Below are 24,231 nucleotides of genomic sequence, written 5' to 3' on the forward strand. Positions count from 1 at the left end.
TCCAGAAACAAAAAAAGATCAGCTCGCGGCAAGATCCAGCGAAAGGGCATGCAGTCCGTCCTGAAATTCTGCCGCCAGGGCCTGATTGACGCGACGGTGCTGTTCGATCAGGCTGAGTCCAGCAAGGCTCGCAGCGCGCATCCGAATGTGGAAATGGGTCTCGCCGCCTGGCCGGGCGCCGGCATGGCCAGCGTGTCGGTCGCTGAGGTCGTCTATGAGCAGTTCCAGGGGCTCAAACTGTCGCGTCAGTAGCTGTTGCATCCGTTCCCGGCGCTGGTTCATTGCCATGCTGTAGCTCCGACAGCAGTACGGTGGCATAGCATCCGGGCGGCAACTCAAACTGCATTTCCAGCCGATGAAGGTCGTTTGGCGCGGCATGCCACTGCAGGGCCGCAATCGGCATGATCGCCGGTCTTCGACTGCCTGGCAGCTCGCTTCGGTCGAAGTCGCGAAAACCGAGACCCGCCGAATCGAGGACCGCCTTTTCCATTTGCGCCGGCCGGCCCTCAGCGGCAGGCATCTTCTGGCCAAAGATTGGGCCACACAGATCTATCTCGCCGCGCAGGCGTCGCTGGTTTTCCAATTCGGGGTCCTGGACGACAAAGATCCCGCCGCTCTGGCGCTTGCGCGCAACGTCGCCTGCGAGCAGTTGAGGATAGCAAAGCATTTGCAGGCGACTTGCCAGCCAGCGGTTGAACAGGTCTGATTGCAGAGCGGAGAGCATGAAACGACGCATCCAGCCGCGCGCTTTCTGACGCCCTTGAAGAATGGCCAATCCGCGCCCAGCGTTGTCGCCTTCGGCGCCAAAGCGCTGCTCTCCAAAGTAGTTGGGCGTCCCGACGCTGTCGAGAAAGGCCAGCTTGGCCTGCAGACGCGGCATCCATTGCGGATGCAGCTCGCGCAATTGCAGACGGAACCGATTTCCACGCAGGTGACCGACACGCAGTTTGTTGCGGTGGCGATTGGCGGCAAGCACCTGTAGCGACGGCAATCTGGCTGCGATTCGATCAACAACGGACTGCAGCGCTACGCGCGGCATGTGCAAGGAGAATGTCTGCTCGCTCAGTGCGCGCCTGTCTTTCAATCCAGCATAGCCGATGGATGCTTCGGAAATGCTCAGCTCGCGAGCCAGCATCCCGACCAGCTCTCGAGTATTGAGCAGGCGACGACGCAAGCGCAGGTAGATATGCTCGCCCTCGCCACAGGCGTCATATAGCGGCAGTTCCTCGACTACGAAGTCCTCTGGATGCGCTTTGAACTGTCCGCCAATGCCTGGCAGGTTGGCGCTGACCAGCGGCAACACCCGCTGCGTCGCGAAGTCGCCAGCCAGACTATCATTCATTTTCCTGTAGCACTTGCCGGCAGGCGGCGTCAAGATCGTCGAAGATTCCAGCGGCCAGCCGGGCGCCGCCGGTCGCCTCCAGCTCCGCGCCGTTGCCGCTGCGAACCAGCAGCGCTCGAATCCCGGCCGCCTGCGCCGCCTCGAGGTCCCGCAAGCTATCGCCAATCATTACCGCCGCCTGTGGCGTAACTTCAGCGCGCATTAGCAACTCCAGCAGCATTCCCGGCGCTGGCTTGCGACACTGGCACTGATCTTCAGGACGGTGGGGACAGATCATGATCCAATCAATCTTGCCGCCTGCAGCATGGGCCTCGCTACGGAGTTTGGCGTGCATCTTCTCAACTTCTGCTGCCGTGGTCCGACCGCGCCCGATGGCTGCCTGGTTTGTAGCGACGGCAACCAGAATACCGCTCTGACTCAAGGCGGCGATTGCTGTGGCCGCGCCAGGCAGCAGTTCAAACTCCTCCAGCTTCAGGATTGCATTCGGGCTGTCGAGATTGATCGTTCCGTCGCGATCCAATATCGCCAGGCGCACCGGTTTCACTGCCGCAAACCCCGTCCAACCTTAAGCAAGCGAACATTGATGAGGAAAAGCAGAGCCGCCGCTGCTGCAGCGGTCAGATAAGCCAGCTCTGGCGCGATGTCGCTATGGCCGGTCAATCCAAAGCGAAAGGCGTTGACCAGATACAAAATGGGGTTTGCCAGCGCCAGGCCGCGCCAGAAGGGCGAGAGCATATCGGCCGAGAAGAAGACGCCGCCCAGATAAGTGAGCGGCGTGAGGATAAAGGTTGGAATCAAGCTGATATCATCGAATTTCCGCGCGTAGCAGGCGTTCAAAAAGCCGCCCAGTGAAAAAACAAAGGAAGCCAGTATGCAGGAGCTCAGCGCAGATAGCGGGTGCGGCGCCGACATCGGCTGAAAGATTGCCGCAATCAACAATACTACCCCGCCCACCATCAACGAGCGAACTACGCCGCCCAGGGAGTAGCCCAGAACGATGATCCAGTTCGGCGTGGGCGATACCAGCAGCTCCTCGATGTTTCGTTGAAAGCGCGCGCTGAAAAAGGAAGACGAAACATTGGCATAGGCGTTGGTGATAACCGCCATCAGGATCAGGCCAGGCGCAATGAATCGCAGGTAGGTCATGCCCTGTACGTCGCCCACCCTGGATCCAATCAAGCGCCCAAATATCAAGAAATAGAGGGCCATGGTTATGGCCGGCGGAACAAGAGTCTGGATCCAGATGCGCAAAATTCGAACAATTTCGCGACGGACAATGGTGCTGAGCGCCACCAGCATTTGACGGCTATTCATAGCCCGACTGCCTCCGTGCGGGCGGTCAGTCGAACAAACAACTCTTCCAATCGATTGACCTTGTTACGCATACTGACGACGCGAATTCCTTCCTTGCTCAATCCTTCAAAAAGATCGTTCAGGCTGCGCCCCCGCGGCGCTTCAGCTTCCAACATACCTTCGGCAGTGCGACGCAACTGAAAGCCCTCGATGTTCGGAACTGCTCCGATGCTTTCGGCCAGATCCAGTACAAAGGTCTCAGAGTTCATCGTCTGGATTAGGTCGCGCACAGCGCTTTGAGCGACTATGGCGCCATGGTCTATGATTGCGACATTGCGACAGAGCTGTTCGGCCTCTTCCAGATAGTGAGTGGTCAGAATAATGGCGACGCCGCCGGCATTCAATTCCGTAAGAAATTCCCACATCGAGCGCCGCAATTCCACATCGACGCCGGCAGTTGGCTCGTCCAACACCAGCAGCCGAGGCTGGTGGACCAGCGCCCTGGCAATCAACAGTCGCCGCTTCATTCCGCCGCTCAACTGGCCGGCCGGAGTTTGGCGCTTATCCCAGAGCGACAGACGGCGCAAGAGCGATTCGGTTTGCACCTGAGCGACGCGCCGCGGGATGCCATAGAAGCCCGCCTGGGTGGTTACGATTTGTTCCACGGATTCAAAGATGTTGAAGTTGAATTCCTGGGGGACAACGCCAAGGCCCATACGCGCCTGCGACCAGTCTCTTTCAATATCATGACCGAAGATGCTGGCTCGCCCGCCCGAAGGGCGCACCAGCGAAGAAATGATGCCGATGATGGTGGTCTTGCCGGCGCCATTGGGTCCAAGCAGTCCAAAGAAATCGCCGGCGCGAACCTCCAGATCCAGGTTGCGCAGCGCCTCGACGCCGTTGGCGTAGGTCTTCTTCAATCCGCTGATGGCCAATGCCGTTTCTTGCTTCACTTTTCCTGATCCTGCTTGGCAATCAGTTCGCGAAAGGGGGCCAGGGCCTGGTCCAATCGATTTTCGATGCCCAGATGCTGGCAGAGTCGAAACAAAACATCATCGACCATTGCATCAGGACAGCTGGCCCCTGCCGTCAGCAGGATTTCCAGCGGGCGATTCGGCGGGATCCATGATTCGCTTTCGGTCAGGCTGCCGGAATGCATATCAAGGTGCCGGATTCGATGATCGCTCAAAATTTCGTCAGCATCCTTTATGTAGTATGTGGGATAGCGTTGTTCCAGCAGTTCCACCAGATGGGAGGTATTGGAAGAATTGTAGCCTCCCACCACTATCGCAAGATGTCCGCCAGCCTCAATCAGGCCTTTCGTTGCTGTCTGGTTTTCTTCGGTGGCATAGCATAGTGTATCGCGCGTGTCGGCGAAACGTTCGCCAAGCGCAGCCTCGCCGTAGCGCTGCGCGATGGCGCTGCGCAATTCGTCGGCGATGGACTGGGTTTCGCTGGCCAGCATAGTGGTTTGGTTGACCACGCCAATTTTTCCAAGGTCTCGCTCTGCTACGAAGCCGTCCGATACGCGAGGATTGAAATCCCGACCAAAATCGGTCCAGGGGCGATCGCCCCGCAAAAATTCAGCAAGCAGGCGCGCTTCTTTCAGATCGCGAATCACCAGGGAAGGCGCTGCCAGTCGGGCATGGGAGAAGGTTGCTCGCGTCTCTTCGTGGTCGGGTCGGCCATGAATGATCACGGTATAGCCCTGCTCGCCCAGCAACTGCGATCGATTCCAGACTTTCTCCACAAAGGGGCAAGTAGTATTGTATTTCTGCGTGTCGATGCCGCGATCGCGCATCTCGTTCATGAGTTCCACAGGCGCGCCAAAAGCTGGGACGATGACTACATCCCCCGCTTGCAACCCGGACAATGGAATCAACGGCGCTCCATCAGTCCGGCATAGAAATTGAATGCCACGCCGCTGCAGGTCGCCATTGACCGCCGGATTGTGGATCATCTCGCTGAGCAAATATACGTTCTTGCCTTCGTTTTCGGCCAGTGCTCGATAAGCGATCTCGATTGCATTTTCCACTCCGTAGCAAAAGCCAAAATGCCGGGCCAGCTTGAATCGCAGCGAGCCCAGGTCCAGGATGGTGGGACTGAGATCTTTCTTATATCGATCCTGCTTGCGCCGCGCCGTCTTCAGAATGGAAATGACTGGCGAGCGGTAGAAGGCCGGTATTTCGAATTGCCTGGCCATAGTGCGATTCCCGGGCAGGCTCATGTGCTGCCAACAGGAAATCAGAATGACCGAGTCGGGCTCACAACATCCCATTGCTCCCGGGCGGGCGCTGCAACGCCTCGCAGGCAGACTCGCGACCGCAGCCTTGATTGCCGTCAGCTCCTCGGGCTGCTTGATGGTAAAACGGGGCCTTCGCGACTCAGAGTCGCTGCTGCTGGGCCTGTTTGGCTTTGCCATGTTGTATGCCGGTTTGCGCTTCTTGATGGCTCGCTTTGGCAAGAGTCAGACGGAGCCGGCCTGGCTGCGGGCCATCGGCGGAGTTGTTGCCGGCGTTTTGATTTTTCTCGCCTGAGCGTCCGTTGTTCTGCATCCTGTTGTCTGGAGATCTGGCTTGAAGCTCTTTTATCATCCCAACTCGACTTACAGTCGCCGCGTGCGCATCGCCGCCCTCGAGAAGTCCATCGAGCTTGAACTGGAAAACGTACGCATGGAACGCCTGGCGCATCGACGCAAGGAGTATCTGGCCTTGAATCCGATGGGTCGTGTGCCATGTTTGCAGGATGGCGATCTGGCGCTCTACGAGTCGCTGGCCATTCTCGAATATCTCGAAGAATTGCAGCCGCAACCGCCGCTGATGCCCTCGGGAGCTGCAGCCCGAGCGCGAGTCAGAATGTACATGCAGCTATCCAACGTCGATTTTGGCATTCCTGGTTCGACAATTTACTTTCCTCGTCGCTTTCTGCCTGAATCGCGCTGGCCGCATGAGGCGATGAAGAAGGCCGCCGAGCATCTGGAGCGCCATCTGGCAGCGCTGGCCAAAGACCTGCAGGGACGCGCCTACCTTTGCGATGAATACAGCCTGGCCGATGTCAGCTATGCTCCCTTTCTGGAGTTTCGCTCGCTTTTGGGCCTCGAAATTCCGCCGGCTGTCGAGGACTGGTCGCGACGGCTGCTGGAGCGGCCAGCAATGCTGGAAACCAGGCCGCCAGCGTGATCCAGCGCGCGGCGATCAAACGCTGGCGCGAATCAATTCCTCGGCAACGATCTTCATTCCGCGAGCGACCAGCTCCGGGTCCTGGGCATAGCTCAGTCGCAGCGTCTGCTCCGCTTCCGCTGGCATCGATTCCTGCCCGTAGTAGAAATAGCGGCCCGGCGTTACCAGCACGCCGCGGGCGGCAATTCGGCGGTAGAGTTCGCTCCCGTCGATTGCCAGGTTCCCGGCGCGCACCCACAAAAAGAAGGCGCCCTCGGCTGCATGGACTGCAATGCCCGGAGCATTGCCCAGAGCGCCCAGCAGCGCGGCTTCCGCCCTTTTTCGACGCTCTTCATAATATGGTAATACGTATTGTTTAGAAATAGTAATTAGATCGCCGCTCTGCATCAAATGCATCGCCAGTTCCGGTCCGCAGCGACCAGGCGCCAGACTCAACATGGCGCCAAGTTTTTCCAGAGATTGGACAGTTTCTTCGTTCGCAATTACAATTCCCGTACGCAATCCAGGCATCCCCGCCTTGGACAGACTCAAACAGAGCACGATGTCCGGCGCCCATAGCGGAGTGGCGTTGCCGTAGATCAGCCCCGGAAAAGGTTGCCCATAGGCTTGATCAATGACCAGCGGCGCTTCAAGCTGTCGCGCCAGTTGCAGGCAACGCTGCAATTCCTGATCGCTGCAAACCCCTCCAGTCGGATTGCAGGGCCGCGAAAGCAGGACCGCGCCAATCGGACCGCAGCGCAAGGCCAGCGATTGCAAAGCCTCAAAGTCGATCTGATATCGAAAGCGAGCGCCATCCAGATTTCTGGATTGTGGCGGCGCTTGCAGCAGCAGGCCTGGATCGAGCGGAGCATCGGCATAGCCAATGTACTCCGGACATTGTGGAAGAAGGATTCGCTGCAGTCCGCCGCCAGCATCGCGGCCGGCGAAGAGCAAGAATAGCAGATGGAATGCACTCTGGCTGCCATTGCAGAGAAAAACGTTTTCACTGTTCAATGGCCATCCGTACAAATCGGAAAGCAAGCGGGCCGTGGCGCGGCGAAAGGACAATGAGCCGGCCGGCCCGTCATACACTCCCATCGCTCGCTCAAAGCGATCGGAATCAGCCAGCAGACTCTCCATCTCTTGCCGAAGTCGCTTTTCAACATCTGGAACCCGCGCCGGATTTCCGCCGCCCAGCAAGATCAGGTCCGGTCTCTGGTTCAGAGCCCGATCTAGATCTTGCATCAGTTCACAGATGCCAGAAGGATGCGAAAGTAGCTGGGCGATGCGTGTTTGTTTCACATCCGGCGCTCAGGCCGCCTGTTCCATTGCGGAAGAATAGTCGCCGCGGCAGGCGGCGCTGTTGAGTCGAGCGCGATGCAAGAAGGCCTTTTGTGCGGCATCCACGTTTTGCGATTTTCCGGCCCACGATTTGAGCGCCGCGGCCTGCAGAGCGCGCCCGTAAGAAAAGCTGAGCAACCACGGATGCGATCCAGATTGGTTCATACGATTCAGGTGGGCCGTAGCAAGCTCATCGGACTGGCCTCCAGAAAGAAACACAATGCCCGGCACTGCCGCCGGCACCGTATGGCGCAGAGTCCGAAGCGTCTCCGTAGCAACCTCTTCCACCGTGGCCTGGACGCTGCATTTCTTGCCGGCAATGACCATGTTGGGCTTCAGCAACATTCCTTCGAGCATGACACGGTGATCGTAAAGGGCGTTGAAGACCAGGTGCAGCGTATGTTCCGTAACCTCCTGGCATCGCTGCAAATTGTGCGCGCCATCCATCAGCACCTCAGGCTCGACAATCGGAACCAGTCCATTTTCCTGGCAAAGCGCTGCGTAGCGAGCAAGAGCCTGAGCGTTGGCAAGCAAGCAATACTCGCTCGGTAGAACGGAATCGACCTCGATCACCGCACGCCACTTGGCAAAGCGCGCGCCCATTGAGTAGTACTCCTGCAGCCGCGCGCGAAGTCCATCAAGGCCCTCAGTTATTTTCTCCGCCTCTGACCCAGGCAGGGTTTTTGCGCCTGTATCAACCTTAATTCCCGGAATGACGCCCAGGGATTGCAGCAGTTGTGGAAAGGGCTGCCCGGACGCAGATTTCTGGCGAATCGTTTCGTCGTAGAGTATTACGCCGCTTACAAAACGCGCCATCTCCGGCGCCGTAAACATCAGATCGCGAAAGGCGCGCCGATTTTCCTCGGAATTGACAGCGCCCGCGCTTTCCAGACGCTTACCCATCGTTGCGTTGCTTTCATCGGCGGCGAGAATACCGCGGCCATCGGCAGCCAGCTTCCGTGCGTTGCTTTCCAATTCCTGACGAAATGACATCCCGCATCGGAAATCGAGCTGGAGCTATGCAGCAAGCTAATTTTGGACGATTGACATGATTGCCAGACTGATGCCGGCCTGGCGGGATTCTAAAAATGAAGCGATCGCAGAATAAGATTTCACGGCGCGAGGCGATACGCACGCTGGGCGCTACCGGCGCCGCCTTCCTTGGACTGGCCAGCGTAGTCCAATGCGATTGGCGACTCTTGCGTCAACAGTCGGATCCATTGCTGCAACGAGATCCGGCAGGTCGACTGGATCTGCCGCCAGGCTTTCGCTACCGCATTCTTGCCAGCGCCGGGGACGCGATGGATGACGGTTGCTTACGACCTAATAACCCGGACGGAATGTTTGCCTTCCCACTGGAAAACAAAATCTTGCTGATGTGCAACCATGAGTTGGGTCGCAGTTCCGATTGGATGGCTCGACCGGGCGCTTTTGGCAGCAACAATCGGCTGTGGCGCGAATCGGTCGGCGCGCCTTGCTATGATCCAGGCCAGGTCAATGGTAAAGCGCCGCTGGGCGCAGTAACGGCCTTACTGCTGGACGCCGCATCGCTGCAGCCGCTGGGCAGTCGACTGGCGCTCTATGGAACGCTGCGCAACTGTGGCGGCGGAGCAAGCATTCGACAGAGCTGGATCAGCTGTGAGGAGGCCGTGGATCGAAGCGATGCGGAGCTGGCCAGAGACCATGGCTACGCCTTTGAAATTTCGGCAAGCTGGCCTCCGCCCTCCGGACCAGCGCGACGCCTGGAGCAACTTGGCCGCTTTCATCGCGAAGCAATCGTCTGGGATCAATCGAGCGATGCGATCTACCAAACGGAGGACCGTGAGGACGGCTTGTGGTATCGCTTTCTGGCAACTCGGCGCGGCCAACCGGAAAGTGGCGGACGATTGCAGGCCCTTGCTCTGGTCGGCGAAGACCGCGACCTGCGCAACCAGGAGCGCATCCAGATCGCTGTGGGCGAGGAACGAACAGTTCGCTGGATCGAACTTCAAGACGTGGAAGCCCCGCAAGACGACCTGCGACATCGCGGCCGACGCAAGGGCGCCTTAGCCTTTGCCAGAGGCGAAGGAATGTGGCAGGCTCAAGACCGCAGCATCTACTTCAGCGCAACAAGCGGCGGTCCCCGAAGAATTGGTCAGATCTGGCGTTACCGCCCCTCGCCCTATGAGGGAATTTCGCGCGAACGCGAAGCGCCTGCCCGCCTGCAGTTGTTCTATGAATCGCAGGATGAAAGCCAGCTCGATAGCCCCGACAATCTCTGCGTTGCACCGTGGGGCGACCTTCTGGTTTGCGAAGACGGCGGCGGCATTCAATGGCTGCGTTCTATTGCCCCGGATGGCAGCGTCCGCAATCTGGCCCGCTACCCTACGCTTTTCTCTGAATTGGCCGGGGCCTGTTTTTCGCCTGATGGCCGGGCGCTCTTCCTCAACCTTTATCGTGAAGGTCTGACCATTGCCATTGAAGGCCCCTTCCCATCGGCAGCCGGCTGAGATGAGATTCAATTTCCGGTTGACGTTTTTGCAGCGCACAATAACTATGGCGCAACGCACCATCGATCTGGATGTCGTGCGGGAGGAAAAAATGGCACTGTCCCCGAATATTGAAAATAGCCTGCGTGACGCAGTCAATGCCGGCCTGGGCGCCTTTAAGGCTGCGCAGGAAAAGCTGAATGATATTCAAAGCCAGCTGAGCAAAGGCTATTCCGATCTGGTCAGCAAGGGAGCTGCCGATCAAAGCGCCGAGGTTTCCCAGCTGCGCGGACTGCTGGAGCAAGGTTTGGGCTCGCTCAAGGAAGCGCAAACTCGACTGGAAACGCTGCTGAAAAAGTGAGTCCAGCAAAAGACTCCTGCGAGTCAAAGCAGCCCGCCTTTAGAGGCGGGCTTTTTTTTGCGGCGATACGATCAGCGCAGGGCGCTCAGTACTGCGTCCAGCGCAACAGGCGCGCCACAAGCTACCGAAAGCGTCAGACGACTGCGCGAATCGGTGGAAGCAACTTTTGTCTCAACCGACGCTATGCCCAGTACTTTGAGGGCTCCCTCCAGTTCTTGCCGGAATACTGCCGCATGCTCGGCATTGTTGCGGGCCAGCAATCGATCGCCAGCGCAGACCAGCAATTGACCGGCGTCAAAGCTCAATCGTCCTGCAAATTCTGGCGCGGCGCTCAGCAATAGAGCGGCGCGAAATGCAAACCCAAGAGCGTGCAGCAGGCGAGCATGATTGTCGCCGTCGCGAATCTCGCGCACCTCAAATACGATTCCCAGGCGCTCTTCCGCGCCCTGCTCCAGACGGATATAGGCCTCGTGTCCAATCAGTTGTATGCCGGGACCGGCGGGCACATGGCTGTAGTCAGCTACGTCGAGCCACAGTCCAGGCAGCGCCTTTTCCTGAATCCAGCGGTGAAATACAGGAATGGCGTCAGCCACTTCCGGCGCGCTCGGAGCCAGGGAGTAAACCTTTACACTGAGGTGCTGCAGTTCCATGTTTCCTCGACTCAGGTCGCCGCAGCAAGTCCCGATTGTGCAATTCGGTCGCCCTGCCGCAAATTGCAGGCGTGCGCCGCTTCAACAAATAGTCCCGCTTCTTCCACGCGGTGGTGGGCGCTGCGCTGATCCGCTGGCTCGTCTGCCCGTTCAAAGGCTGAGAACAAGAAGTGCGCAAATTTTCCGCCGGCAAAGGGATCAAAGAACAATTGCGTATCGTAGAGGCGTTTGCGAAATTCTTCGATGATCACCGCCGGAGTCTCGGGAACATCCAGATAGCTGAGCCGCACAAGGCCCCGCGCCGCCTGCAGCATGGCGCGCAAAGCGCGTTTAGCCGCCGCGTCATTGTTGCCGCTATCCAGCAGCAGTTGCGCTTCAAAGACCTCGCGCTCCGCAGCCGCCAGATCGAAATCAATCCTTGTAACGACCTCGCCAGCGCATTCGCCCACGCCCATATCGCCGGTGCTGTACTCGCGCGGATCGCGCCAATCGGAATAGAGGCTGCGATCGGAAGCATGCTCCGGCACTGCCGTCAAATCATCCAGCATCTGCTTGATGGAGACCTTGCCAATGCGCTTGATGAAAAGCTGAAATGTTTCGCCTGCCTGACGCTCTTTGCGGAAGCGATCGGCAATCCTTTCAATCACCTGCGGAATGCGGCGCGAGGGGACAGCCAGAATGGGCAGACCATAAGCGCCGCCGTTTTCGCTCCACTGACCGCCCAGCACCACCTGGAAATGGGGAACAGTATGCGCCCCAACCTTGCGGGCCACGCCATAGAAGCCGAGATCCGCCAGGTGGTGCTGACTGCAGGAATTGAAGCAGCCGCTAATCTTAATCTTCAATCGTTCAATGGTCTCATCGATAGCCATATCTCCTGAAGAAAAGCGGCGCATCAGTTCGCCCGCCAATCCGCGCGAGGCGGATATGCCCAGCTTGCAGGTGTCGGTGCCAGGGCAGGCAACCACATCGCGAATCCCCTCGGCCCCTGCGCCGGCCAACTTCGCCGCCTGTAGCTCGGCAAATAGCGCTGGCAGATCGGAATTGCTGATCCAGCGCAGGACCATATTTTGCTCCACTGTCGTTCGGATTGCGCCGGGCGTATAGCGGCGCGCGATGTCAGCTAGAGCGCGCAATTGCGCAGCGGTAATATCGCCCAGGGGAAGCTTAACGGTAACGGTAGAGTAGCCCTCTTGCTTCTGCGCATAGACATTGGATTTTTGCCAGGGCAGCATTTCGGGATTGGTTGTGCTGGCAAGCGCCGAGCCAGGCTTCGAAGGTTTCTCCTCCGTCGCCTCTGGCAGGTCCGTCAAATAGGCTGTCCATCGCGGATCCGACGGCAGAACCTTGCGCTCCTCCTGCACCAGGCGGCGGAATTCCTCGTCGCCCAGCTTTGCAACCAGGAACTTGACTCGCGCTCTGGCGCGGTTTTTCTTTTCGCCCAGTCGAGCAAACACGCGGCTAACAGCCTGAGCCATCGGCAGCAGTTCTTCTACAGGCAAGAAATCGTACAGGACGCGCGCCGAATGCGGTACGGCGCCAAGGCCGCCGCCAACGAAAACCTGAAAGCCGCGTTGCGTCAGACCATCAACGACGCGAGTTCTGGCGACCATTCCCAGGTCGTGCATATTTGCCAGGCCACAACCATTGTGTGCGCAGCCGCTGAAAGATATCTTAAATTTACGACCGAAGTCCTGCACATCCTGGTGACCGAGCAAAAAAAATGTCAGGGCGCGGGCGTACGGCGATATATCGAAGGCTTCTTCGCGACAGACTCCGGCGATGGCGCATCCGGTGACGTTGCGCACGGAATTGCCGCAAGCCTCGCGCGTTGTGATTCCAACCGCCGCCAGCCGCCGCATCAAAGCCGGAGCATCTTCAATCAGCACAAAGTGCAGCTGGAAATCCTGGCGTGTGGTAACATGGGCGATGCCATCGGAATAGTCTTCGGCCAGCTCGGCCATTGTTTCCAGCTGTTGGGGAGTCAATCCGCCGTAGGGAACTTTGATGCGCATCATGCCCGGCGCATACCACTGGGTCATCGGCCCTTTGGTTGGCGCCTCTGGAAATGCCAGGTTTTGCTGAGCGATGCCATCGTGTCGCAGGCCGTTGTCATAGCGCTGGCCGTAGGCGCCGCGTCGCAGACGCGTCTCAGCAAAGAGCTTCTCGTCGAACTTGCCCTGCTTGCGCAAACGAAGCTCAGTCTCAAAGATATCGATCTCTCTGGCCCAATCCTCGCGGATCATTGGGCCCAATTCCTGGGACCACGCGTCATTCGATGCTTTCATGCCTTCAGACTCCGGGTCAAGGAAACGACCTCCAGAGTGGCGTCCATTCATTTCCTGGAAGATTACCAGGAATCCGATTTTGAAGTTCGACTGACGCCTGGCCGAGTCTCGCCTTCGGTCTCGGACAAACAGGGGACCGCAAAAAAACGGCTTCGCAAGCGCTCCCGCACATGCCCACCTGGCTGGATGCCAGCCCACGGCGCCTGCAGGGCGCATCCGACCTTGCGATCCGTGTCGGCGCTTTTGATTTTGTTCCTTGTTGCGGGGCCGCAGCTGCAGGCGCATCGCCGCGGCGCCGCCGAACGCGCAGCCCCCTACAATTTTCCCGTAGCGCGGTTGCTGCCGCCTGAATTTGATGAATCCCCGGTCGATCAAAATATTGCCTTCGCCCTTGCCCACTCTGCGGCCTACTATCTCAGCGCTTCGCGCAATCTCGCACTGCAGCAGGCGCTGTTGCTGAGAGCCGAAGCTCCGATCGTGGATGAGACAGGTTCCAGCGGCGACGCCGACCTTGCCCTGCGCTGGCGCTATTCGGAAGATGGACAGCGCGTCCGGGCAGAGCTGCAGATCGTCGACCTGCGTCGCGATCGTAGCTGGAGCGCCGGCCGGGTAGAAGGACTGCGATCGGCGCCCGGCGAGATGGCATACCAGATGGCGCGCGCCTGGCTGGAGGCCATCGACGAACACGAGTTGAACAGCCGCGCTCTGGACGCAGAGGACCGTCGCGAGATGGATCTACGTTTCCGTCCCTCGCTACAACCTTACGAACTGTTCGCGCGTGCGCTGACGGTTGAGGAACAGCAGCCGCTTCTGGCGCTGGCGCTCTATCGACGCGCACTTGCGATGGAACCCTACTTTTCCGAAGCCCGCGACCGAGCAGCGGTGGCGGCCTATCGCGGCGGCCCTTTCGCCTACCGTCAACGTCGAGACCTGGAATTTGATTTAAAGCGCCAGCTGCGCAGCGGGCGCCGCGATCTCAGCCACTACGCGCAGCAACTGGGCGCAGTCGGACTTTCGCGTGATCGACAGGGGGATGCGGCCGGAGCGCAGTACCTGTTGATGCAAGCCCTGCGCTGCTGGAGCGCTGCGGGCAGACTGCAGAGTTTCGAGTCGTTGCGTATGCAAAACGAACTGGGACGATTGCAACTTGAAGTCCAGTCCTCCGCAGCGGCCTACCGCCAGCTGGCCGAAGTTCGACGGGGACTGGATCGCGCCGGCTTTCACGTCGGACCAGTCAGCCGTCTGAATTTGCAGCTGCTGGCCTCGGCGGCGGCCGCAACCGGCCGTTATAGCGAGGCGCTGGAACATTTTGATCGTCTGGCGGAGGAAGCCGCTCCCGAATCAGCAGAAGACGGATTGCAAAGCGCGTTGCTCGATTACAATCGCGCGGCCATGCGCGCAGCGGCCTCGGGCGGAGATTTGCAAATGGCGCTGATCGAATCGCGGCGCGCAGCCGCTGTCTTTCACGAGCGGGGCTGGGACAATTCGGAACTGGCTATTGAGAACCTGAATAATCAGGCTGCTATCCTGCGACGCCTGAATCAGTGGGATCAGTCAGAGTCGCTTTTCGAAAAGTCCAGGCAACGATTGCGAATGCTTGGCCTCGAAAACGCCTCCATCTATCCGTCGGTCATTCGCAATCTTTCGCGCCTGCGTGCGCTGCAGGGCGATTCCTACAATGCACAGCGCCTGGGTCGCCAGGCGCAGCTGGCGGCGCGTCATGACTACCAGCGGCGCTGGACGCGCGTCCGCAGCGTATTGCAAAGCGGCGACCTGAGCGTCGCCGGCGTGCGCACCAGCCTGCAAACGCCTTCCGGCGCTGACTCGTTTTTTACTGCCGACGAGGAGGATCAGGTTCGCAGCTTTACCGGCGCCTTTCGCGCCGATCGCCACCCCCAGCACATTCTTTCGCGCACCTATGCCGGTCGGCTCGATGATACCAATGTCTTCCTGTTCGATTTACTAAACCGCAGCGGGGATTCAGCGCCCATGCAGGCCTTGCGCAAGGTAATGATCGCTGGCGGCGACAGCGATGGCCGCGGACTGCTCTTTGTTGACATCGGTCCGGCCATCGCCAATGCCACGGAGCCAGCGGTTACAACTCGCAGCCTGGCCCGCGATTTTCCAGCAATGCAAGTCGTCGCCCTGGATTTGCCGGAACAGGTTTCGATCTTCGAATTTCGCCTGCCTGAGGCTCAGCGACGCCTGGTACTGCAACATCCCAACCTGCAGGTGCTCGCCGCCAATGGTTTCGATCCCTTGCTGTCACAGATGCGCATTCCTGCGCGCTGGCGACGAAGCGACCGGCAAGCGATGATTCCGTCCGAAGGCCAGGCGATCGTTTTGCGCGCGGCCAATTCGATCGACATTTACGGACAGTGGTCGCAGATTCGCGGCGTATTTTCATCGCTCGGTCAGGAATTTGAAGAGTCGCCGGTGCTGTTCTTCTTCAATCAGTCGATCCTCTACAAGGCCCCCGACCAGCGCCGCTTTGCCATCATTGGATTCCTATCGGTTCGCGGCTTCCATCACAATGTTAACAGCCTGGATCGCGGCGGAGACCCGCCTTACACTCTGGCCGCCGAGTGGATCGAGCCCTGAACAAGGACGGATCAAGCTTCGGCCGGATTGCCGCTGGCACATTGTAGCCAGATTTCACGAACCGCGGCGGGCATGGGCCATGCAAGAGCGCGTTCGCGACCGGCCAGGGACATCTTGGCGGCCGTCTTCCTTAAAATGTCCGCGGTTTTTACCGGATCATGTTGCGCGGCAAACTCCAGCGCATAATGACTCAAGAAAACCAGACAGATAACATCCTCCAGCAGCTGCACCTCGCTGTCCTGGCGCAGATTCCTTTTTTGGACCAGCGCCTCGACTCTTAGTATCAGCTCTTCCGCAAATTGCAGCGCTGTCAGAATCTCCCGCAGTTCGGCAGCGTGAAATCGCTGTAGATCAGTTCGCCAGCGATGGTAACCGGCGCGGTCACGCGGATAGGTATCGCGCGGAATTTTCCACCTTCGAATGTGCTGACCGCGTGCGGCGATGCACAGGGCGAGGTTGGCAGCCGGTTCGATGGCAAGCAACGTGGTCGTCATCCTTCGCCCGTAGAGCAGCGCCTTTGCGCTCCCATCCTCTCCATCTCGCTGTGGATCCTCGCTGTTGGCGCGATCAATTGCAGCGTGGACCGCCTTTAGCATTTCTTCGCGATCTTGCATTGCACCCAGCGAAAGTCCCCGCCATGCCCGGGACAATCTTTTCTGCAATCTGCTGGGCGGCTCCTATTGCCAGTCGCAAGCTGTCCGCAGTGGGCGGATCCTTGATTACTCGAAGGCAGGCCTTAGCGGCCGGCGCCGGGCTGCTGGGCGCCGCCGCAGGAGTTGTGGCACAGGGCAGCGACCAGGCGGATTGGTTGCTACAAGGCGGCCAGCTCTTCGATGGCAGCGGCGCAGCGCCTCAACAGGCGGACCTTGCCATCAAAGATGGACATATCCTCGCCATCGGCGGCCTTGAGGGAATGGCGGCGAAGCGTCGCCTCAATCTGCGCGGTCTGGCCGTAGCGCCGGGCTTCATTGATTTGCACAGCCACAGTGATCTTGCGCTCCTGCAGGGCGGACGCGCGCTTTCCAAGCTCTACCAGGGCGTCACCACAGAAGTGATCGGGCAGGATGGCCGTAGCCTTGCACCGCTCAGTTCTGAACAGGCTTCAGCAAGCAACCGACGTCTGGAGGCCATGGGAATTGCCGGCGCGAATTGGCTCGATTTCGCGGGGATGGTGCAGCGCTACGACGCAGCGCCGCTCTATGCCAATGTAGTCTTCCTGGCGGGCGCCGGTCAGTTGCGCCGCCAGATCCTGGGCGATCAGTTTCGTCCGGCCGCGCCGCTGGAGCTGGCGCGCATGACTGCCGCCGGACGCGCTGCGCGTCAGGCGGGCGTCGCCGGGCTCAGCAGCGGACTGGAATATCCGCCGGGCGCTTATGCAACCAGGCGCGAGCTTATCGCTCTGGCCCGCCAGATGGGGTTATACGTTACACATATGCGCAACGAAGATGACCGGGTGCTGGAAGCGCTGGACGAGGCATTATCCATCGCCCAGAATTCTGGCGCGCGATTGCACGTCAGTCATCTCAAGGCGCAAGGGCGGCGCAACTGGCCAAAGCAAGCGGAGATGCTGCGTCGCCTGGCGGTCGACCGCAACGCCGGCGCATGGCGCAGCTTTGACGCCTATCCATACAATGCCTACAGCGTTAGCCTGATCTCATTGCTGCCAGTCTGGGCCCGACTGGATCCGGCGCAGCCACTGGGCGAGCGTTTGCACAATGCAAGCTTGCGCGAGCGGATGGCTGCCGGCTTTGAGCGAAAGATTCAGTCGCTTGATTCCTACGATGCGGTCCTGCTGTCCGATCTGCCTCATCCCGACTACCGGCGCTATGAAGGCGCCCGGCTGGGACAGCTGGCCGCCGCATTGGATAAGAGCCCCTTTGATCTGGTAGTAGAAATCCTCGATGCTCTTGGTCCGCGCGCCGCAATGATTGGCTTTGCAATGAGCGAGCAAAATGTAGCGGCGCTGATGTCCGAAGCCTGGTGCGCCATTGCCTCCGATGGCGCCGCCCTGCCCTTTGAGGGCGAGGGTCGTCCTCATCCGCGCAATTTCAGCGCCTTTCCACGCGCCATTCGCTTTGCGCGGGATGAGGGCGCAGCCAGCATGCAGGAAATGATCCGACGCATGACTTCGCTTCCAGCCGCCATTGTCGGCCTGCAGGGACGCGGACTGCTGTCGACCGGCTTTGCCGCCGATATCGTCGCCTTCGATCCGCTGCACTTTCGTGATCGCGGGGATTACCTGCATCCCCGGCAGAAGCCCGAAGGACTGGCGCATGTATTCGTGAATGGCGCGCCGATGATCCTCAACGGCAATCTGGTCGCGGAGGGGCGCGGCCGGCCGCTGCGCGGAGCACAGTGGCAATGAACAACTGGATCAATGCGCGGCATTGCAGCGATCGAGTCTTTCAGCGGCCGTCGCTTCTGACCGGCCTGATCAACAAGGACATGATCCGCTGGGCCGGGCGTTTTCACGCCCTCGGAAAGCTTCCAGGCATGATCAGCAATGTTCACGTCAGCGGCTACGATCGCTTGCCCCTTCGCGAACAGCCGGCCCCGATACTGAGTTTCTCGCACAAGAAGTTGCACGACGTCTTTACCATAGTAGACTATATGGCCGGGCGGCCGCTGGATCGCTTTCATGAACCGACTATCGTTGCTATGGCCGGTCTCTTCGACGGCTTCTACGCCTACCGTGATCTGCTGCCGGATATCCTGAAAATGGCGCCGCTGCGCCCGGCCGCGGTGTTGCTGGGCCGCAGCCTGGGTCGCAGCATCCGCAGCATTTTTGAGTCGCTCAATGCTCATCCGGTCTATCGCGACGGCAGCGACATCCCGACGCGCGAACAGTACGAAAGCGCACAATATTCCGGGAGGTCGCTCACCGGCATGAACTATGATGACTTCTTGCGTCGCGCCGCAAAAGAGACCTTGAACTCAGTTGTTGCCGTGCAGCGCGAACTCGCCGAGAAAAACCGAACCTTCTTGATATTGCCCGAGGGGCGCTACCTCCATGATGGACAGGTGGCGGAGTTTCGTGATTTCGTGGGCGTGATGGCCTTTCGAAAAAAGCGCGCCCTGGCGCTTTGCGGAATCAGCTATGACGAGTTCTGCCCCGATGCCCTTGGGCGAGTGGAAGCGTGGGTCCATACAATGTCGCCGCTGGCGCCTCCGGAAAGTAGATCGGCGATTCCGACTTTTCTAAATGAGGCGCGCGATTGTCTGCAAAGCGCCGCGCCGCTGCTTGCGACTCACGCCATTGCCGCCGCCCTCAAACCGCTGCTGGATGGACGCGAGTTTCTGCTCGATGATGTGCAATTGGCGGCCAACGAACATATGCAGCGCTTCGCCGCCGCTTTGCTGCCAAAGGACCCGGCCCTGCAGGAGGAAGCGCGGCGCGCGGAACGCTGGCGAAGCTTTTTACGAGCGCGCCAATCGCAATGGATGGAAGCGTGCGCCGGCAATCGCTGGCGGCTGCGGCTTTCCTCGATTGATCGCTTTGCCAGAACGGAGCGAAGCGTAAACGATATCTTATGGAACTACAACTGCGTGGCGCACTTCTGGGATGAATCGTGGCGCAGCCGCGCCATGACGCGCGCCGCCGGGGAATAGCTCTTGACCGGTTGAAGGCGCCGCGCAGCTTCCCGCGCATGTCTGATGCCTATATCCTTGACGGTCGACGCAGCGCCTTTGGCGCATTTGGCGGGGCGCTGCATCAATTGCATCCTGTTGAACTTGCCGTTCACGCTTCCACGCAGGCGTTGCTGGCCGCCGGCGTTGCAGCTTCGGCCGTAGACGAATGCATCTTTGGCAATGTCCTACTGGCCGACAGCCAATCGATCTACTTTGCGCGGCATGTTGCTTTGCGTAGCGGCGCGCCAGTCTCCGCGCCCGCCCTGACGGTGAACCGACTTTGTGGATCGGGCCTGGAGGCAATTGCCCAGGCGGCCCAGCAAGTGCGCTCCGGCGTCAGTCAGTGCGTTCTGGCCGGCGGCGCCGAGAGCATGAGCCATGCGCCTCATCTGCTGCAAAGCGCACGCTGGGGTCAGAAACTTGGCGGCCTGGCGATGGAAGACAGTCTGCTTTCCGGTCTGACCGACGGCTACAGCGGTTTGCCGATGGGCATGACCGCCGAAAACCTGGCCCGCGATTTTTCGATCAGTCGCGAGGACCAGGATGCGTGGGCGCTGCGCAGCCAAACGCGCGCCGAAGGCGCCTCCGACAGCGGTCGCATGGCACTGGAAATCGCTCCGCTGCGACTCAGGCAGCGCAAGGCAGAAGTCAACTTTGACCGCGACGAGTTTATCCGCGGGGCCGCGTCGGCTTCGGCTCTGCCGGGCCTGCCGCCAGCCTTTGATCCACAGGGAACTGTCAGCGCCGGCAACTCCAGCGGCATCAACGACGGCGCCGCGGCGCTGCTGGTCGTTTCGGAAGCGTTCCTCAAGAACTCGGGGCGAAAACCGCGCGCCCGCATCCTGGGCTGCAGCGCGGTGGGTTGCGATCCTTCGCGCATGGGCATTGGACCGGCGCTCGCTATTCCTCGCCTGCTTGCCAGGCATGGGCTGCAACAAAGTGATATTGATCTGTTCGAAATCAATGAGGCCTTTGCGGCGCAGACCCTGGCTGTTATCCGGCAGCTGAAGCTGGATCCGGAGCGAACCAATGTAAACGGCGGGGCAATTGCACTGGGCCATCCACTGGCAGCTTCCGGCGCCAGACTGGCTCTGAGCCTCGCCATCGAGCTGGAACAGCGCAGTCTTCGCTACGGAGTAGCATCGCTCTGCATTGGCGGCGGCCAGGGCATCGCCATGCTGCTGGAAGCCTGTTGAAATTGCAGTCAAGCTTGTGCCAGGCATCTATATTTTCTGGAGGGGCGTCCCCTGCCGCTGCCTGTGAGCCGCACTGAAGATTTCATCGTAGCCGAGTCCCTGGCTGATATCGACCCCGCGCAGTGGGACGATCTCAATCTCGATCGCAATCCGTTTATGGAGTACGGCTTCCTGCAAGCGCTGGAGGATAGCGCCTGCGTTGGACCAGATACAGGCTGGCATCCGCGCTACCTGCTTCTTTATCAAGAGGGCCGGCTGCTGGGAGCGGCAGCCAGCTACTTGCGGGAAGATTCCATGGGCGAATATATTTTCGATCATGGCTGGGCCGATGCCTACGCTCGATCAGGCCTGGCTTACTATCCGAAACTGGCAGTGGCAGCGCCATTCACTCCGGCCAACGGACAGCGACTGCTGAGCGCGAGGCATCTGTCGCCGGAAGAAAGCCAGCAACTTCGGCGACGCCTGGCCGTCGGCCTTTGTGAACTGGCAAAGGCCCAGGGCTGCAGCGGCGTGCATGTTCTTTTTCACAGCGCCGAGGAGCTGGAAGCGCTTCGCCTGGAAGGCTACCTGCCTCGCTTCACGCTGCAATTCCACTGGCACAACCAGGGCTACGCCGAGTTTGACGATTTCCTGGGCGCATTGCGGTCCTCACGTCGCAAGCTGGTTCGCAAAGAACGTGAAAGCGTCGGTCGCCTGGGCCTTGAGATTCGACGGCTGCAAGGCGCACAAATTGAAGAGCAGCATATGGATGCGATGTACGCATTCTACCAACACACCGGCAGCCGCAAGTGGGGGCGTCCCTATCTCAACCGAATCTGGTTTCGCAAAATCCTTGAGCTGCAACGCGATCGTCTGTTACTGGTATTCGCCTATCGTGATGCCCAGCCCATTGCCGGCACGCTGAACTTTATGAAGGATGATGCCATCTTCGGGCGCTACTGGGGGGCTCTGCAGGACTATCCCGACCTGCACTTCGAACTGTGCTATTACCAATTGATCGAAGAGGCGATCGCAAAGGGCGCGGCGCTGGTGGAAGCGGGCGCCCAGGGCGAGCACAAGTTTCTTCGCGGCTTTGGCGCGGAAATTTGCCTGAGCTCCCATTTTCTCTTGAATGCCGGCGGACGCGAGGCTATAGGACGATTCTTGCAGATGGAACAGACTCAAATCGAACGAACGCAGCTGGAGTACAATCGGCAATCGCCGCTCAAAGCCCTGCGAGCCGACGCACAGTTGACGATTGCGCAATCTACTGACGGCGCGGCGCTATGAGCTCGCCAACCAGACGCCAGCAAGAAGAGGGAGCGCTGCTGGCAGAGGAGCGCGTTCGGCCGCGGCGACCATCGCGCTATCTGGTCATCATGCTCAACGATGACTATACTCCTATGGAATTTGTGGTCTGGGTATTGCAGCGCGTATACCACAAGGCTATGGAGGAGGCGACCCGTCTCATGCTTGAGGTACATACGCAGGGAAAAAGCATCGTCGGGGCCTACACCCATGATGTCGCCCGCAGCAAGATCCACCAGACGCATGAACTGGCCAAAAAGCATCAGCATCCTCTGACCTGCGTGCTGGAAAAGGAAGACGGCGATGAGTGAAATTCTGAGCGCAGAGTTGCAGAAAACGCTGGAGCGCGCCTATCGCGAGGCCGCTCAACGTCGCCATGAGTTTGTAACTGTTGAACACTTGCTCTATGCCTTAACCTTTGATCGTAGCGCCTGCGATATCTTGCTGCAATGCGAAGTCGACATTGAAGCGCTGGGCAAGGATCTAAAACTCTTTCTGGACAAGGATATGGAGGCCCTGCCGGAAGCGGATCAGGCCGAGCCGCAATACAGTTTGGGCTTTCAGTACACTTTGCAAATTGCCATCGCCCATGTGCAGAGCGCCGGCAAGTCAGAAGTGCAGAGCGCCAATGTCCTTGCAGCTATCTACCGCGAGCGAGAAAGCCACGCTGTATACTTCCTTGAAAAATACGGCGCCACTCGCTATACCGTGGTGCGCGCAATTGCGCACCCGCCAGCAGAAGCTGGCGGCGCCGAAGGCGCCGCCCAGGACGACAGCGAGGCCGAAGGCGAAGCGGAGCGCGGGCCCGCTCGCGATCCGCTTGGCAGATTCTGTGTAAACCTTAACGATCGCGCTGCAAAGGGCGGGATTGATCCGCTGATTGGACGGGAAAGCGAACTGGAACGTCTGGTGCACATTCTGGCCCGGCGGCGAAAGAACAATCCGGTACTGGTGGGCGACGCTGGCGTTGGCAAGACGGCCATTGTCGAAGGTCTGGCCTATCGCATTCAGCGAGGCGAGGTTCCGGAGAGCCTGCGAGGCCGGATCATCTTTGCCCTCGATATGGGCAGCCTGCTGGCCGGAACTCGTTTCCGTGGCGACTTCGAAGAGCGACTGAAGTCCGTTGTAGATGCGCTCAAGAATCAACCAGGCGCCTCGTTGTTTATTGATGAGATTCATACAATCATTGGCGCCGGCGCAGTGGCTGGCGGCGCTCTGGATGCCTCGAATATTATCAAGCCGGCGCTTGCCTCCGGCGAGATTTCCTGCATTGGCGCCACGACCTATAAAGAATATCGCAGCATATTTGAAAAGGATCACGCCCTGGCCCGTCGTTTCCAGAAGATTGAAGTCGGCGAACCTTCGCTGGAAGACTGTGTGGCCATACTCAACGGTCTCAAGAAGACCTACGAGGAGTTCCACCGCGTAACCTACTCTGCATCGGCAATCCAGGCTGCCGTCGATCTCAGCGCCCGTCATATCACCGACCGATTTCTGCCGGACAAGGCCATTGACGTGCTCGATGAATCCGGCGCTCGCTTGAAGCTGAAGTCCCCCGCGCCTGAAGATTCAGAGCGCAGCCAGTGGCCGGCCGTAGCGCCGCGCGATATCGAAGAACTGGTAGCCAGGATTGCTCGCGTTCCGGCGCGCACGGTACGCGGCGGCGATCGCAATCGACTGCGCGACCTCTCCGACCGAATCAAAAGCAAAGTCTTTGGACAGGATGCGGCCGTCGACCAGGTGGTGCGCGCCATCCAGCTGGCGCGAGCCGGTCTGGGCGAGGCCGACAAGCCAATGGGCGCCTTCCTGTTTGCCGGACCAACTGGCGTCGGCAAGACGGAGCTCTCCCGACAGCTGGCCGCAGAGATGGGCGTTGAATTCATTCGATTTGATATGTCAGAATATATGGAGAAACATACTGTTTCAAGACTGATCGGTTCGCCGCCAGGCTATGTAGGATTTGACCAGGGCGGCCAGCTTACCGATGCTATTATCCGGCACCCGCACAGTGTGCTGCTACTGGACGAAATTGAGAAGGCCCACGAAGATCTCTACAATATTCTACTGCAGGTCATGGACTATGCAACCCTGACCGACAACAGCGGGCGCAAGGCGGACTTCCGGCAGGTCATTGTTATCATGACCACCAACCAGGGAGCGCGCGAGGCGCAGCAGCGGGCGCTCGGCTTTGCCCAGGATCACGACGCCAACCGCTCAGAGCGCTCGTTGCGCTCCATCGAACGGGCCTTTTCTCCCGAATTCCGCAATCGCCTGACGGCTATCGTGCAGTTTCAATCCCTGGCCCGGGAGCAGACTCTACGCATCGTTGATCGTATGGTTGGCGAGCTGGCCGAGCGCTTGAAGGCCCGCAAAGTACAGTTGAAACTGGAGGACAGTGCACGGCAGTATCTGGCTGACCGCGGCTTTGATCCGCTGTTTGGAGCGCGACCAATCAGACGCACCATCGAGAGCGAGATTTCACACGCGCTTTCATCGGAGATTCTTTTCGGGCAGCTGGCGCACGGCGGAATAGTAGTAGTCCGGGCGGAAGAGAACGCATTGCATTTCCGCTTCGAGAGCAGACCGGGCCGCAAGAAGGCGGCGAACAAAGCCTGA

The 24,231-nt window shown here is 59.4% G+C and carries 22 protein-coding genes; 11 read left to right on the plus strand and 11 right to left on the minus strand.

Annotation, left to right across the window (positions count from 1 at the left end):
* Window positions 1–18: 18 nt before the first annotated feature.
* From K1X75_04775 to K1X75_04800, 6 genes are read right to left on the minus strand one after another with little or no spacing between them, the layout of a single operon-like run.
* The gene (locus tag K1X75_04775; protein ID MBX7057356.1) at window positions 19–261 is read right to left on the minus strand and encodes a BolA family transcriptional regulator; all 243 of its coding nucleotides are present in this window, start codon (window positions 259–261) and stop codon (window positions 19–21) included.
* On the minus strand, window positions 233–1,342 hold the full coding sequence (locus K1X75_04780; GenBank protein ID MBX7057357.1) for a tRNA pseudouridine(13) synthase TruD: 1,110 nt from the start codon (window positions 1,340–1,342) through the stop codon (window positions 233–235). The genes K1X75_04775 and K1X75_04780 overlap by 29 nt, the downstream gene beginning before the upstream one ends.
* A complete protein-coding gene (gene gmhB, locus K1X75_04785) occupies window positions 1,335–1,886 on the minus strand; it encodes a D-glycero-beta-D-manno-heptose 1,7-bisphosphate 7-phosphatase (protein ID MBX7057358.1) in 552 nt (183 codons plus the stop codon). The genes K1X75_04780 and gmhB overlap by 8 nt, the downstream gene beginning before the upstream one ends.
* Window positions 1,883–2,656 carry an ABC transporter permease gene (locus K1X75_04790; protein MBX7057359.1) on the minus strand — a complete coding sequence of 258 codons (774 nt, stop codon included), beginning with the start codon at window positions 2,654–2,656 and terminating at the stop codon, window positions 1,883–1,885. The genes gmhB and K1X75_04790 overlap by 4 nt, the downstream gene beginning before the upstream one ends.
* Window positions 2,653–3,588: an ABC transporter ATP-binding protein gene (locus K1X75_04795; GenBank protein ID MBX7057360.1), complete on the minus strand. Its 936-nt coding sequence runs from the start codon at window positions 3,586–3,588 to the stop codon at window positions 2,653–2,655. Before K1X75_04795 ends, K1X75_04790 begins: the two co-directional genes overlap by 4 nt.
* Window positions 3,585–4,862: a 4-hydroxy-3-methylbut-2-enyl diphosphate reductase gene (locus K1X75_04800; protein ID MBX7057361.1), complete on the minus strand. Its 1,278-nt coding sequence runs from the start codon at window positions 4,860–4,862 to the stop codon at window positions 3,585–3,587. Before K1X75_04800 ends, K1X75_04795 begins: the two co-directional genes overlap by 4 nt.
* 22 nt (window positions 4,863–4,884) lie before the next feature.
* On the opposite strand from K1X75_04800, the gene K1X75_04805 reads away from it, so the two are divergent.
* Both K1X75_04805 and K1X75_04810 read left to right on the plus strand, forming a co-directional pair.
* Window positions 4,885–5,172, plus strand: coding sequence for a hypothetical protein (locus K1X75_04805; protein ID MBX7057362.1), 288 nt, complete (start codon window positions 4,885–4,887; stop codon window positions 5,170–5,172).
* A gap of 39 nt (window positions 5,173–5,211) precedes the next feature.
* The gene (locus tag K1X75_04810; protein MBX7057363.1) at window positions 5,212–5,814 is read left to right on the plus strand and encodes a glutathione S-transferase family protein; all 603 of its coding nucleotides are present in this window, start codon (window positions 5,212–5,214) and stop codon (window positions 5,812–5,814) included.
* 15 nt (window positions 5,815–5,829) lie between these two features.
* On the opposite strand, the gene K1X75_04815 is transcribed toward K1X75_04810, so the two are convergent.
* Window positions 5,830–7,095 (minus strand): pyridoxal phosphate-dependent aminotransferase, encoded by a 1,266-nt coding sequence (locus tag K1X75_04815; GenBank protein MBX7057364.1) that lies wholly within the window; start codon window positions 7,093–7,095, stop codon window positions 5,830–5,832.
* A gap of 9 nt (window positions 7,096–7,104) precedes the next feature.
* On the minus strand, window positions 7,105–8,127 hold the full coding sequence (locus tag K1X75_04820) for a fructose-bisphosphate aldolase class I (GenBank protein MBX7057365.1): 1,023 nt from the start codon (window positions 8,125–8,127) through the stop codon (window positions 7,105–7,107).
* Window positions 8,128–8,222: 95 nt separating this feature from the next.
* On the opposite strand from K1X75_04820, the gene K1X75_04825 reads away from it, so the two are divergent.
* A complete protein-coding gene (locus K1X75_04825; GenBank protein MBX7057366.1) occupies window positions 8,223–9,623 on the plus strand; it encodes a PhoX family protein in 1,401 nt (466 codons plus the stop codon).
* 46 nt (window positions 9,624–9,669) lie between these two features.
* Window positions 9,670–9,963 (plus strand): hypothetical protein, encoded by a 294-nt coding sequence (locus K1X75_04830; protein ID MBX7057367.1) that lies wholly within the window; start codon window positions 9,670–9,672, stop codon window positions 9,961–9,963.
* Window positions 9,964–10,034: 71 nt separating this feature from the next.
* Here K1X75_04830 and K1X75_04835 read toward each other — a convergent pair whose 3' ends face one another.
* Complete coding sequence (locus K1X75_04835; protein MBX7057368.1) at window positions 10,035–10,613, minus strand: hypothetical protein; 579 nt, start codon at window positions 10,611–10,613, stop codon at window positions 10,035–10,037.
* Window positions 10,614–10,624: 11 nt separating this feature from the next.
* The gene (locus tag K1X75_04840) at window positions 10,625–12,901 is read right to left on the minus strand and encodes a nitrite/sulfite reductase (GenBank protein ID MBX7057369.1); all 2,277 of its coding nucleotides are present in this window, start codon (window positions 12,899–12,901) and stop codon (window positions 10,625–10,627) included.
* A 222-nt stretch (window positions 12,902–13,123) separates the two neighbouring features.
* Here K1X75_04840 and K1X75_04845 point away from each other — a divergent pair, with 222 nt between their 5' ends.
* Window positions 13,124–15,502: a tetratricopeptide repeat protein gene (locus K1X75_04845; GenBank protein ID MBX7057370.1), complete on the plus strand. Its 2,379-nt coding sequence runs from the start codon at window positions 13,124–13,126 to the stop codon at window positions 15,500–15,502.
* A gap of 11 nt (window positions 15,503–15,513) precedes the next feature.
* Here the strand turns inward: K1X75_04845 and K1X75_04850 are convergent, their stop codons facing one another.
* Entirely contained in the window at window positions 15,514–16,116 is a 603-nt protein-coding gene (locus tag K1X75_04850; protein ID MBX7057371.1) for a DUF4202 domain-containing protein, read from the minus strand.
* A gap of 89 nt (window positions 16,117–16,205) precedes the next feature.
* Here K1X75_04850 and K1X75_04855 point away from each other — a divergent pair, with 89 nt between their 5' ends.
* From K1X75_04855 to clpA, 6 genes are all read left to right on the plus strand, one after another.
* A complete protein-coding gene (locus K1X75_04855; GenBank protein ID MBX7057372.1) occupies window positions 16,206–17,867 on the plus strand; it encodes an amidohydrolase family protein in 1,662 nt (553 codons plus the stop codon).
* The gene (locus K1X75_04860; protein ID MBX7057373.1) at window positions 17,864–19,111 is read left to right on the plus strand and encodes a hypothetical protein; all 1,248 of its coding nucleotides are present in this window, start codon (window positions 17,864–17,866) and stop codon (window positions 19,109–19,111) included. The genes K1X75_04855 and K1X75_04860 overlap by 4 nt, the downstream gene beginning before the upstream one ends.
* A gap of 38 nt (window positions 19,112–19,149) precedes the next feature.
* Window positions 19,150–20,328, plus strand: a complete 1,179-nt coding sequence (locus tag K1X75_04865; protein MBX7057374.1) for a thiolase family protein — start codon at window positions 19,150–19,152, stop codon at window positions 20,326–20,328.
* 63 nt (window positions 20,329–20,391) lie between these two features.
* Window positions 20,392–21,597 carry a GNAT family N-acetyltransferase gene (locus tag K1X75_04870; GenBank protein MBX7057375.1) on the plus strand — a complete coding sequence of 402 codons (1,206 nt, stop codon included), beginning with the start codon at window positions 20,392–20,394 and terminating at the stop codon, window positions 21,595–21,597.
* The gene (clpS, locus tag K1X75_04875; protein MBX7057376.1) at window positions 21,594–21,926 is read left to right on the plus strand and encodes an ATP-dependent Clp protease adapter ClpS; all 333 of its coding nucleotides are present in this window, start codon (window positions 21,594–21,596) and stop codon (window positions 21,924–21,926) included. The genes K1X75_04870 and clpS overlap by 4 nt, the downstream gene beginning before the upstream one ends.
* Window positions 21,919–24,231 carry an ATP-dependent Clp protease ATP-binding subunit ClpA gene (gene clpA / locus K1X75_04880; protein ID MBX7057377.1) on the plus strand — a complete coding sequence of 771 codons (2,313 nt, stop codon included), beginning with the start codon at window positions 21,919–21,921 and terminating at the stop codon, window positions 24,229–24,231. The genes clpS and clpA overlap by 8 nt, the downstream gene beginning before the upstream one ends.

This window comes from Leptospirales bacterium (genome assembly GCA_019694655.1).
In the GTDB taxonomy this organism is placed as follows: Bacteria; Spirochaetota; Leptospiria; order Leptospirales; family Leptonemataceae; genus SSF53.